Source organism: Desulfonatronum parangueonense, from assembly GCF_054656975.1.
Genome location: NZ_BAAHXH010000003.1, coordinates 1,373,707 through 1,385,966 on the forward strand (window position 1 = coordinate 1,373,707; position 12,260 = coordinate 1,385,966).

Genomic DNA, 12,260 nt, shown 5'->3' on the forward strand with positions numbered 1-12,260 from the left:
CCGGAATCAAGTGCAATCACCAAGAACGGTTTGTGCCCGCTTGGTCCAGGTATATTTTGATATGAAATCATAATAGGCCGCCTCTGCCAGTCGCTTGCCAAGATCAGGCTCATCACGCAGTCGCTCCAAGCAACGCAACCAGGCATGAACATCATCCGGAGGACAAAGAAGCGCATTCCGCTCATGCTCCAGGATTTCCCGCAACACGGGCAGGTCTGACGCGATTATAGGTTTTTGAGCAGACAGGTATTCTATAATTTTAATGGGGTTCATGTAGGCGCTTGAGTCGCCTTTGCCGCCGGCCATGGTGACGTTCTTTGCCTGATAGGGCGCCAGGAGGACATGACAGTTGTTGCGATAACGGTGCACTTCCGAGTGCTTCACAAAACCATGGAAGAAAAGGTTTGAAAAATCAGTCTGGCCACTCCAGTAGACGATATCTGTTTCGTCGCCTCCAACAATATGGAAATCAACACCGGACATAATTCGGGCACATCCGATGATAACGTCCACACCACGCCCTGGATACAAATGCCCGATGTATCCAGCCTGAACTCCTCCCGCCCGTCCAGGCCAATCTTGTGCCATTTCATCGAGCGGGTATTCCAGGCTGCCGTTGGGAGCCGCAACGATTCCGCAATCTGGCACCAGCTTCCATTTTTCAAAGAGTTCTTTCAAAGCCCTTGAGTTTGTGGTCATTCGAACAAGATTCCTGTTGCGGTAAAGCAACCGGTATGCCAGACGTTCAATCATCTCCTTGTCCCATACAGGCCCATGAGAGTCATATACTGTTGGTATCCCGCAAAATGCCGTCAACGCACAAATCTGTGTTGATCTGCCAACGACCAGATCAGGCTTAGAGACCATTGATTTCTTTACCGCTCTTATCGCGTAAAGAAAGCTTTTTCCCGGTCCTGAAGTAAAAACAAGGCGCTCTATTTTGAAACCAGGAGGCATGCCGTAGAAATCAAAGATTTCATCCTGACTTCGACCTGACGATGAAACCAGCAGAACGACTTCATGGCCCAGTCCTGAAAACGCCTCGCACATGCGCATCATATGAATTGTATTGGCAGCTCTTGAAGGGAAAACAGATGCATGAGGGGCAGCGTAGATAATTTTCACAGGACAACAATTTGTTGAACAATGGTTTTTCGTTTAAAATCGAAAATGATAACAGGGATAAAAAAATATCATATTTATGTTGTTTTCACCTGACCATAACCACTTAGAGTGTTTAACACGGTCCTGGGTAGAGAATGTCGGCGGTTGTGGGTGGGGATGATTACGGATATGGCTCGTACTTGCTTGCATGATTATATGGCATGATTATTTTTCGTTGTTCTAGGTTTGCAAAGAAACTGCTTCGTTTTTCTGAGAGTACGGTAAAGAAAGTTCATCCGATTATACAACAGCATTGCAGGGTCAATCTGCCAAATTGTCCTTGTACTGAATTTTTCCTCGACGAAAGAAATAAAATCATCCTGACAGCCTATTGTTTCAGATAATTTTCTGGCTCCTCTAAGTATACCCTTTTGATGAAGGCGGAGAATATTTCTTGTTTCTGGGTCGATGGACCTACATTCCGAAATAATAGACTCTATACGCAAAACTGCCTGCGTTTTACCTAGTACATTGTGCCATGAATGATCACTTGTCATGGTTGAGCCAAGACGTATGCGACGTGTAAAAAATCGATTGCTCATAGAAATAGCTCTTTTTGCACGGCAATAAAGCTCTGCAGTGAATCCTTCGTCTTCATGAACAAAGCCCTCATCGAACCATTTTGGCATTACGGTTAAAAGATCTCGGGAAAAGATATAAAGGCACGGTTGACAAGAATAGGCATCCTGAGAATACAAGTTTACAAGCAATTCTTTGCCAAGGCACGGATTTAAAAAATCAGGTTTCTGATAATTGACGAATCTGTTTTCTTGATTTTTATCTTCACACAAAACATTACCTGAGAATGACACCATATCCAGGTTATTTTGATGTATATGATCAAGGCAGATGGAAAATGTTTGTGAATTCAGCAAATCATCGCTATCCATAAAATAAACATATTTACCTCTAGCCTTTTTTATGCCATAATTCCTAGCTGATCCTTGTCCTTTGTTATCTTGACTAAAAACTTTTACCCTTTCATCTCTTTTTTCATATGAGAGAGCGATATCAAGTGTTCTGTCAGTTGATCCATCATTAACAACAATTAATTCAATGTTATTGAAAGATTGCAGCAATATCGAATCAATAGCAGATGAGATATATTTATCTGTATTATATGCTGGCATTATTACGCTAATGAATGTCATCTGATATAATTAAAAAATATAAATTTGCACATTAATACGGAATCACACTTTATTGAGATAAAATTATTTTAAAGTTGGGGCCATACATTCAACATAAATCTTGGCTGTTTACCTTGATAAATACGGTCGAATAATTTCAATGATTGCTCACCAGAAAAAGACTTCGCCTTAACACCTTTCCAGTCTACCATATGGCTTCTACAAATAATATTTTCCAATCTTATCTTAACAGAAACACTTTTGTAATTCATCGCAGCTAAAACCGCAGACCTGTGCTGACCTCGTCTGATCAATACGACATAATCATTATTATTATATAACACATCTCCTGTAACAAGATCGTATTTACAACAACAATATCCATTCATTGATATTGAATTTATGAGTCTGTATATACGACTTAACTCAAAATTTCCCCTACGTTCTGATACTGGCCCATACAAGTCAATTCCATCATCAATATTAAAATCATATCCAATAATCTTAGACTCCATAATATACATTTTTGACTTTATACTAAGTTCTTCTAAGCTCGGAGAGCCTTGCCAGGGCAACCTGTATCCCAATGGATTAATTTTTTTGAAATTCAAAATATCTTTTTCAACATCAACATCAATATCAAGCAATTCAGCGACATTTTTTGGCTGGACTAAAATATAGTATGATTTAAGCGGAGAAGAATCGTATTCTTTTGATTTTCCTTTTAAATATTCTATAGCTGTCATAAAATACGGATGACTCGAGTTATTAATCAGCTTAAAAGCTATTGGCCCAAAACACCTACAACGCTCCACAGGTACATCAATCATAACAGGGAGTCCGCCAGAACGTGCAAGGGCTTCTTTTGGATCATCAACCAGACCTCTAAAGTCTACAGGCTCCGGCTTTGGACGAACAAATCCTGCATTTAGAGCAAGTTCGTCAAAATGCCTGTTCAGTCTTTGCCGTAGTGATTGGGGTGTAACTTTTCGTAAAATTTTGATTAAGCTTTTTTTGTCCATTTTTTTGTAACGCAGTTATTGGCTGTCAAGTTTTACTGATTTACCGCCGCTGCCATATATCGATACTTGGTTCCTCGTTCCTTATTCTTGCTTTGATTCATTCACCGCCGCCATTCGCCGAAACTCCTGGCTTACATCCAGCAACTCATCATATCTGCCCCGTGCCATAAGCTGGCCATGTTCAAGCAGAAAAATCTGGTCACATTTCTCCACTGTACTAAGCCTATGCGCTATCATTATGATTGTTTTCTGCTTAGAAAGTTTCGTCACGGCCTGCATGACCGCCTTTTCTGTCAAGTTGTCCAACGCCGATGTAGCCTCGTCAAAAACCAGCACCTCCGGATCATGATAAAGTGCCCGGGCAATGCCGATGCGCTGACGCTGGCCCCCGGAAAGGCGAACGCCCCTCTCCCCGACCACGGTGTCGTATCCCTTTGGCAGTTCCTTTGATACAAATTCATGGAGTTCCGCGATCTTGGCGGCCCGGATAACGGCAGCCATATCAACCTCCTCATTCAGCACCCCAAAGGCGATGTTTGCCGCCACGGTGTCGTCGGCCAGAAAGATATGCTGGGGAACATAGCCCAAATGGCTTTGCCAGTCGCGGACATTCCCGGGCGTGATGGGGGTATCGTCCACCAGCAACCGCCCCTTGTGCGGTTCGAGCAGGCCCAGGATGATGTCCACCAGGGTGGTCTTGCCGGAGCCGGTGGATCCCACCAGGCCCACAGTGGACCGGGCCGGGATGATCATGCTCAGATCCTTGACCACCGGCGATTGGGAGTCGGGATAGGTGAACCAACCCCCCTCCAGGGCGATGCTCTTCACGGGAGCAGTCATCTCGGAAAAGTCTGGCGACTTCCTGGCCTCGCTCCCAGCCACGGTCCGCATATCCTGGTGCAGTTCATCCAAGGCTGGCAGTCCGAAGCGTAGATTGACCGACTGCTTGTACACCTCCTGCAGGGCAGGCAGGAGACGATACCCGGCAAAGGCGTACAGGGCCAGCAATGGCAGGATGCTATTGAAACTGCCATGGGTCCTGAACAGATAGAGGGCAATAAGCAGGATACCGCCAAAAGCCATGATCTCCAGGATGTACCGGGGCATCTGACCGGCGATCTGATTGTTGGCCTGGTGTCTGGCAAAGCGGTGGGAAGGACCAACATACCGCCGAAAAAACGACTCCTCCCGGCCTGCGATCTTGACTTCCTTTATGCCTCCCAGAGCCTCCTGGATGGCTTTGAACCGTTCCCGGTTGGCGTTCACCCGGTCCTGTCCGATCCTGGCCATCCCCCCCCGAATTGCCACATAGGTAAAGAGGTAGGCACCACCAAGGACAGCGGCCACCACAAGAGCGAGAAACGGGTCTGCCGCCACCAGCAGAATGGTCAGAAACACGGCTACTGTGCCGTGGGCAATAAGTTGCAACATGGGCACCAGGACCTGCTTGATCACCAGGGATACCTCGGTCAGCACGCTCTTGCCCAGGTCCGCGCTGTGCCGGCCAAGAAACCAGACGTAGGGTCGCCGCAGGTAGCCCCGAAACAGGCGGCAGGACAGGGAGTGGGCGCGCAAGTTCGTGAAGCGCAGCAGGGCATACTGGGTCAAGGCCTTGAAGGAGATGGACAGCACCAGGGCCAGGAAGACCACCAAGCCAAGAAAAAAAAGGAATGATTCCAGATCATCATAACCAAGCCCCTGATAAACCCTGCTCAACCAGGGATTGGTCTGAACCACCTCGGGATTGCCCAGCACGGCCATGAACGGCAGGATAGAGGCTACCCCAACCGTATCCAGCACGGCCATCACCAGGATCATCGCCAACAGCATATACCCCTGCCGGCGTTCCTTGGGAGTCAGGAGGTCAAGGATTTTTTTGTAGGTTGTCACCTTCACGACTTCCTGATTAAAAACGCAAAACTTGGGGAGAGGAAAGCGAAATAATCTATGAACCATGTCGGCATGCTCGCGGCAACTCGTCGCAATCCTTTTCCGCCCTCAAGCTCGTACAGTATCCTGACCGCTTGTCCGGCCACGGTTTCACGGCTGAAGCCCGCTTTTTGCAGCAAAAGGCAAAGCTGTGCCGGACCGGGCGGATAACAGTCATATACTTTTCCCTTATGAAAAGCCTTAAGATAGACACCGGCAAGTTGATGAGGCAGCCAGCTTAAGAAGGGTAACCTGTAGTGCGGTTCCATGATGGCCCAGCGGTTTGGCGCGGTGAGGTAGGCTACTCCTTGATTGCGCAAAACACGATATATCTCAGACAGGTGCTGCCCTTGTGCAGTCGGTCCTCCGACATGTTCAATGACATGATTCGAGAGCACCACGTCAAATGACTGGTCTGTCATGGGTAAACGGCTGTCTGCAACCTGAATGAATGTGAAGCCCTCCTTGACGACTCGCTGGTCTTGCACATCCAATCCCACCACGTCACCACGCGGCCCAACGCGTTCGGCAATACAGGCCGCTATCACTCCTGATCCAGTACCTATATCAAGAACGCGCGCTCCCTCAAGCGGCTGTCGAGCCTCCAGAATGCGTATGATTTTTTCGGCTTTAAGGGAGCGCTGCTCAAAATTTATATTGGCATGGCTTCGCCAATCTTTTGGATTGTTGGTCATGGCAGGTTACAACTCATAATCTTTTGAGGTTTCACAAAAAACTGCCTGCCGGAGCACACCCTTCAAGTTCCTAAATAGAGCCCGGAACCGCGACCTCAAACACCTATATTTTTTACGGCGACGACCATATATGAGCAAGGCATGATGGGGGAATTTGGCAATATCTTGCTCATGCCCCATCCGCACAGGTTGACTGCTGGTATTAAAGAAAAAATTAAGGGAGCCGCTAGAACGATTGGACTTTTTTGACGCAATCCGTCGAAAATGCTTTTTGCCAGTGCCATGGAGCACAGAGTTGCCGCTGCAGCGTATGGCGACGAGGAATGTTTGATCTCCTCGACGTTGAAGCTGTTTTCTTCCAGGAGGCGCAGCAAACCGTAGCGGGTCCATCGATGATAATCATGTGGTTCATCATGCATGGGATAAAGAAACGGCACCTGGAGCAGGCATTTCCCCGCTGGTTTTAAAACCCTCGCCGCCTCTGCTATGGTTTTTTCTGGCTGGGCTATATGCTCAAGCACATTGATCAGGACGACGGTGCCGACGCTTTCACTGGCAATGGGCAGCATAGTTGCGTCTGCCATGATATCTGGTCGACCGCTGTAACCAAGTGCCATGGTCGTCGGATAGTCAAGGCCAATGTACTGGACCTCATTAAACAGGGCTCTTCTGAGCCATGCGTCCCCGCAACCGATATCCAGCATCAGTCCGCGGGCATGCTGCCGTAACCAGTCTCTCTTATCCGGAAGCCCAAACGAGAGCAGCCATTGCGGATGCAGCGGCGTTCGCGAAATCGGTTTAAGCAAGCGCTTCAGCATGCGAATTGTTAGCGGCATTCTAGAGTTTCTCCAACATTTGCCGCCCAAAGGCGTCCCAGGCGAAGCGCTGTGCGAAGTCTCTGGCCTGGGATGCGAAGAATTCGTTGGGGGCATGCAGAAATTCCAGCACGGCCCGGGCAAAGCCTTGGTTGTCGCCTGCTTTGACAAGACGTCCGGAAACACCATCTTGCACAGCCTCGGGCACTCCCCCCACGGCAAAGGCCACGGTGGGCAGGCCGTGGGCCGCGGCTTCCACGGCGACCATGCCGAAGCCTTCGTTGTCGTGTTTACGCTGCTGGACCGGAAAGACGTTCACATCGGCGGCGAAGTATGCTTCTTCAAGCTCGGGGTCGTCCTGGGCTTTTTGCCCCAAAAACAGCACTGCATGAGCCAGGTTACGCTCGTCCAGCAAACCCCGAACCCGCTCCGCCTCACCGGGATTTTGCAACAAGGCCTGCCTTGCCTCGTCCCCCACCACCACAAGCCGGGCATCGGGCCGTTCTCTCAGGATCAGCGGCAGGATGTCCCGCACGAACACGGCCAACCCCTTGCGCACAGTAATCCGTCCTACATAAAGCATCACCGGCGCGTTCCCCAGTACGTACCGCTTGCGGAAAGCCTGGCGTTTTTGCGCGGCGACGGACTGGTCCGGGAGAGCCACTCCGGGATGCAGAACATGGATGCGGCTCGGGTTGATGCCGATGACCTCTGCAAGTCCTTGCGAAAAGCGACTGTTCACGAAAACGAGGTCGCAACGGCGCAAGAACAAAGGCCAGATTGAGCGGTAAACCGGGTTACGGGCCTCGATGTCCAGGCCGTGCAGATAGACGGCGCAGCGCACCCCGATCAGCCGGGACGCGAGCCAGGCAAACGGAGCGGTCAGGCCACTTCCGGCAAAACCGAGGTCCGGCCTGTACCGGAGCCCCTGCCAGACAGAAGCGCAACAAGCCCTGATCAGGAACCAGGGCAAGGGATGAACGGGGATTTCCGTGGTGGTCACGTCGTGCGGCAAATGCTTTGCGCAACCAACCGGGCCGATGACATGCACCTGATACTCCCTCCGCAAGGCCTCCGCCACATGCAGGACCAGCCGCTCCATGCCGCCAACCAGCGGCGGCAGGTTGCGGGTTACGAGCAGCGCCTTTTTCCGCGGCTTTTGCATGGAGGGCTATTCGTCCTTCGGCACGGGATCAGGCGCGCTCAACGGCCGATAAATAAGCTGGGTGATCTGCTCCGATACTAGACCGATGAGAAAAACCAGTACCGACGTGCTCAACAGCAGGGCGCTCATGTTGGTGAACCGGCCGTAAGAAAGGTAGGTGTGAATATAGTGCCCGAAGCCGGAAAGGAAAAAAAATGCACTCACGGGCACGAAAAGTTTCAGGGGAGAATACAGGGTGCCGATGCGCAGAATGATCAGCAGAAAGCGCAGGCCGTCGCGCAGAGGTCGGATACCGCTGTTGCTGTTCTTGGCCCGCTTGCCCGCGGTGATGGGTACATAGGCCATGGGATAGCCGCTGCGGAAAAAGGCCATGGTGCTGCTGGTGGGGTAGGAGAAGCCGTTGGGCAGCAGGTGCAGGAATTCACGGAACCGGGCCAGACGCACGGCCCGGAAGCCGGAGGTCAGGTCGTCCACACGGCACCCGGTCATCCAGCTTGCCAGACGGTTGTAGATGGTATTGGCCAACAGACGCGGCAGGGAAGCCTGGGATTTGGCATTGCGCGCCCCCACCACCATGTCGTACCCCTCATCCAGCTTTTGCAGCAGCCTGGGGATGTCAGCGGGATCGTGCTGCCCGTCGCCGTCCATGAGGACCGCGATACGCCCCCTGGCCAAACGAACCCCGGCCTTCACCGCCGCCCCGTTGCCCATGTTGCAGGGACGACTGACCACCTTCGCTCCGGCAGCCTGAGCCTGGGCCGCCGAGCCGTCTGTGGAGCCGTCATCGATCACGATGATTTCACAGGTCAACCCAAGTTGCGTCATTGTCGCGCGTACCTGACGGATCAGCCCAGTGATAGTTTCGGCCTCGTTGTGTACAGGCAGAATGATACTGACGTGGACCGGTTCTCCATATCGAGAGGGCGTTTCAGTGCTGTCCGCATTCGTCATGACGAGCCTTTGTATGGACGTTCGGGAGATGATTAATGGCAACAAATCTGCCGGACTGCGGAAGAAAAACGCTCGTGACTCAGTCAATGCGGCAAAGGGATCATACTGGGATCAACACTACAAAAAGATCACTTTGAATCCCAATTCACTGTTATATTTCTTTGATTTATGTCAATTATTATCATCACCACGAAGGGCACGAAGAGCACGAAAGACAAGGTGCTAACCAATTGATGCCGCACTTGACATCCAGCCTTCGTTCTCTTCGCGTGATATTCAAAGTGAAACGCAAGTGCTTTTCATCACGTCGTGGCTGATTATCCCGAACATGCCTAGCTGAACAGTTACAGCTTATTCATAATGGCTGACATCTCCAGCTTCCATCACCACGCCCTCTCGAAAGAGGGGCAGCAAGTCATGCGGATCGCCCATCCAGACACGTTCACTTTTGTATTTGGGCAGAGTGCTGAACAGTTCTTGCCATGAGTGATCGCCTTTCAAGGCTAGAAGATTGACAGTGGTCTGCCCAAGTAGCGCATGATCCTCGGTTTGCCAAGCCAGGTCCAGCAGAGCCAGATTGGTTTGCAGATCCCGTGGGTAAACAGCAGCATAGGCAAGCCAGGAACGTTTCGCCACTTCGAGATTACCCAACTGTCTGTTTGCCTCACCCAGGACTTTATAAGCTGATACATTTTGCGACTTCATCCTAAGAGCGTTACTCGCCTGTATGATGGCTGATTCAGGCTGATTTCCATGGAGCAGGACGAAGCCGTGGAGGAGATAAAAAACAGAAATACCTGGCATGTCGGCAATGCATTGTCGAAGGTATGCATCCGCGACCTGGAGCGCGTCCAGATATACGAGAGCATAGGCTTGCTTGTACAGCGTAGGCCAATGGTTCGGTCTGATTTCAAGTGATTTTTGAAAATACTCTATTGCGGCAAGAGGATCGTTTCCAGCATGTAGATAGTAATTGCCCATATTGGTATACGGAACAGCCCTTAATGTATGTCGATGGTGCCTGTCTGTCTCAATGGCTCGCATGAAAGAAATCCTGGCTTTTTCATACTCCCCCATATCCCAGTAGACTTGTCCCAGATTATTGTGCACGCGACTCAATCCAGGGGCTTTCTTCACATTGTCTTCCCATAGATACAAAGGGTGATGAAAGAGTTGATTGCGGGCATAGACAGTATGGCCTTGATCGAAGAGCATGAAACACAACAATCCGGCCACGAAAACCAGGGCCAAGTTTTTCCCGGCCTGGCGCAAAAACTCAAGCAACGTGACAAAGCCAATGGCCAGGAGCAAAAAGAACATCATGGACGGGATATAGTTACGATGCTCATAGATAAGCTCCAATGGAATGATGGAGCTTTCGATCAAGTGCGTGACCACGAAAAACAGCAGGCAGAAGGATATCAAGGGCTGCTTTTTGGCCAGGAATGTACCCAGACCAACCACGCCACCCCAGAACAGGATGGCTGGCAAAGTGGTCCAGGGCGTGAACAGCGATCTGGACAGCTCGATTTCGTGAACCAGAGTCAGGCGGTCCATGATAGGATAAAGCATCAGGGAAACATAATAGACGAGGATACGCGGCTGGGTCAGCAGGCGTTCCATCAGGGTGAATTCGCGATTGGCATATCCGGAGAGCATGTTTAGCGGATTAGCCAGCACAAAGGCCAGCCCAATAAGGATGACAAGCGGCACCGCTGCCCAGAGCAGGTTACGCTTGAGAGTTTCCCGGTTGACCCCTTGAATGAGAATCAGATCGTAGAGAAAGATGACTACGGGCAGAATGGCCGCGTTTTCCTTGGAGGCTACGGCCAAAAGACCGGACATAATGCAGAGAGTGAAACAAACAATCTTCCGAAGCAGTCCCTCACCCGTCCGCCCCTTGAGATAGAAAAACATGGCCATGATGAAAAACATCCCGGCCATGGAAGCCATGCGCTGGACTATGTAGGTGACTGCAGTGACCTGAATTGGGCTGATGGCCCAGAGGATTGTGGCCAGAAGGGCGATAGACCCCGCATGAGCGGCGTATTTACGAGCTAGCAGGGGCAAGTGTAGGGTATTAAAAATAATGAGGTAGAGGAACAGGGCGCTCAGGTAGTGAATGGCGAGATTGACCAGATGATACCCAAAGACATCTAAACCGTGGATATAGTAGTTCAGTCCAAACGTCAGATAGGACAAGGGCCGGTCAATTTTTTCACCAGTTGTACCATAAAAAGATTTTGTGATGGTTGCTAAATCTAGTCTGTCAAAATGGATATTAGAATTTGAGGTGATATTGGGAATATCATCAAAAAACCATGTACCACTAAAACTGTTTAAATGCAAAAATATAATAAAAAAAGATATTAAAAATAGATGCCAGCAGTTTTTCACAGCAAAATCTACCTATCCAAAATTGAACATTTGTTGATAAAAATCGATGATCAGTTTTTATTTTAAAGATTCAGATTCCAAAAATTAACGATCAAAAAAAGGGAGGCAAAGCCTCCCTATCGTAATACAAAAAAAATTTTGATTTAATTAGTGGATCACGTACACTCAATACGTCTTCCGTCATCAAGTACACAATCAACGCCAATTTTAACACCACCATACTCAGTTACACTAGGTGGTGTTCTAAATTCCGGCTTACCGTCTTCATCAATATCAATTATTAATTCTCCAGAATGATCAATACGACTGTCAAGTATGCCGGAACAATTCATGGACATATGCCCTTCAGCTGCATAATTTGCAACTGCCTCACTCAAGCATGAACGAAAATCAGCCTGTAACGCTCCAACTGCTGACCTCTCCCGATACTTCCCAAACTGCGGAATCGCTATCGCCGCCAGAATCCCGATAATCGCCACGACGATCAGCAATTCGATCAACGTGAAGCCTTTTTCCCCTTTCCTCGGCATGGTCATGGACATGGTGTCCCTCCTTGATAAATGATTAGCCCGTTGCGTTTTGGTGTTGCCTGAACGCCACCACATGGTCACCAGTACTGAACGACTGTCCTTCTGGCGCGGGCTTTTCGAAGAGAGGGATCAGGGGGAAAAAGAATATGCTGCATTTCCGCCATCAACTCTGACTTCTGCCGGGCTTTGCCTGTTCTGCATCGGCTCTGCCCAGTGTGTCCGGCAACCCTGCCGCCCTGTCCCACCCGCTTTGTTGTTGCGAGGCGGGCAAAATTTAGGCCGTTGGCTTTGCGTCCCACCCTTTCGGATGGTTTGCCCTTATCGGACTGCGTCATTCAGTTAACTGCATTACGCATAAGTGAGGGAACCTTGTCAAGGGGCACTAAAAAAATAATGTGAACTTTGGTGTAGCAAGTATTTAAAACGCTGCTTTTTCGATGTTGATCAAGAGATCAAGTGCAT

10 protein-coding genes and 1 riboswitch are annotated in these 12,260 nt (G+C 49.6%); all 10 genes read right to left on the bottom strand.

Annotation, left to right across the window (positions count from 1 at the left end):
* Positions 1 to 6 precede the first annotated feature (6 nt).
* Entirely contained in the window at positions 7 to 1,125 is a 1,119-nt protein-coding gene (locus ACYQ15_RS06380; RefSeq protein WP_459936692.1) for a glycosyltransferase family 4 protein, read from the bottom strand.
* Positions 1,126 to 1,316: 191 nt separating this feature from the next.
* Positions 1,317 to 2,294: a glycosyltransferase family 2 protein gene (locus tag ACYQ15_RS06385; RefSeq protein ID WP_459936693.1), complete on the bottom strand. Its 978-nt coding sequence runs from the start codon at positions 2,292 to 2,294 to the stop codon at positions 1,317 to 1,319.
* An 89-nt stretch (positions 2,295 to 2,383) separates the two neighbouring features.
* Positions 2,384 to 3,316, bottom strand: coding sequence for a hypothetical protein (locus ACYQ15_RS06390; protein ID WP_459936694.1), 933 nt, complete (start codon positions 3,314 to 3,316; stop codon positions 2,384 to 2,386).
* Between the two features lie 81 nt (positions 3,317 to 3,397).
* Positions 3,398 to 5,206: an ABC transporter ATP-binding protein gene (locus tag ACYQ15_RS06395; protein WP_459936695.1), complete on the bottom strand. Its 1,809-nt coding sequence runs from the start codon at positions 5,204 to 5,206 to the stop codon at positions 3,398 to 3,400.
* A gap of 2 nt (positions 5,207 to 5,208) precedes the next feature.
* The gene (locus ACYQ15_RS06400) at positions 5,209 to 5,940 is read right to left on the bottom strand and encodes a class I SAM-dependent methyltransferase (RefSeq protein WP_459936696.1); all 732 of its coding nucleotides are present in this window, start codon (positions 5,938 to 5,940) and stop codon (positions 5,209 to 5,211) included.
* Between the two features lie 95 nt (positions 5,941 to 6,035).
* A complete protein-coding gene (locus ACYQ15_RS06405) occupies positions 6,036 to 6,776 on the bottom strand; it encodes a class I SAM-dependent methyltransferase (protein WP_459936697.1) in 741 nt (246 codons plus the stop codon).
* A 1-nt stretch (position 6,777) separates the two neighbouring features.
* On the bottom strand, positions 6,778 to 7,920 hold the full coding sequence (locus tag ACYQ15_RS06410; RefSeq protein ID WP_459936698.1) for a glycosyltransferase family 4 protein: 1,143 nt from the start codon (positions 7,918 to 7,920) through the stop codon (positions 6,778 to 6,780).
* 6 nt (positions 7,921 to 7,926) lie between these two features.
* Positions 7,927 to 8,871 (bottom strand): glycosyltransferase family 2 protein, encoded by a 945-nt coding sequence (locus ACYQ15_RS06415; protein WP_459936699.1) that lies wholly within the window; start codon positions 8,869 to 8,871, stop codon positions 7,927 to 7,929.
* Between the two features lie 351 nt (positions 8,872 to 9,222).
* Positions 9,223 to 11,268, bottom strand: a complete 2,046-nt coding sequence (locus ACYQ15_RS06420) for a tetratricopeptide repeat protein (protein WP_459936700.1) — start codon at positions 11,266 to 11,268, stop codon at positions 9,223 to 9,225.
* Between the two features lie 155 nt (positions 11,269 to 11,423).
* Positions 11,424 to 11,810, bottom strand: a complete 387-nt coding sequence (locus ACYQ15_RS06425) for a type II secretion system protein (RefSeq protein ID WP_459936701.1) — start codon at positions 11,808 to 11,810, stop codon at positions 11,424 to 11,426.
* Between the two features lie 206 nt (positions 11,811 to 12,016).
* A riboswitch (cyclic di-GMP riboswitch) is annotated at positions 12,017 to 12,125 on the bottom strand.
* Positions 12,126 to 12,260 lie beyond the last annotated feature (135 nt).

Coding starts and splice junctions, on each gene's coding strand:
- ACYQ15_RS06410 (WP_459936698.1), bottom strand. CDS start 7,920: ATGCAAAAGCCGCGGAAAAAGGCGCTGCTCGTAACCCGCAACCTGCCG.
- ACYQ15_RS06385 (WP_459936693.1), bottom strand. CDS start 2,294: ATGCCAGCATATAATACAGATAAATATATCTCATCTGCTATTGATTCG.
- ACYQ15_RS06390 (WP_459936694.1), bottom strand. CDS start 3,316: ATGGACAAAAAAAGCTTAATCAAAATTTTACGAAAAGTTACACCCCAA.
- ACYQ15_RS06425 (WP_459936701.1), bottom strand. CDS start 11,810: ATGTCCATGACCATGCCGAGGAAAGGGGAAAAAGGCTTCACGTTGATC.
- ACYQ15_RS06400 (WP_459936696.1), bottom strand. CDS start 5,940: ATGACCAACAATCCAAAAGATTGGCGAAGCCATGCCAATATAAATTTT.
- ACYQ15_RS06405 (WP_459936697.1), bottom strand. CDS start 6,776: ATGCCGCTAACAATTCGCATGCTGAAGCGCTTGCTTAAACCGATTTCG.
- ACYQ15_RS06415 (WP_459936699.1), bottom strand. CDS start 8,871: ATGACGAATGCGGACAGCACTGAAACGCCCTCTCGATATGGAGAACCG.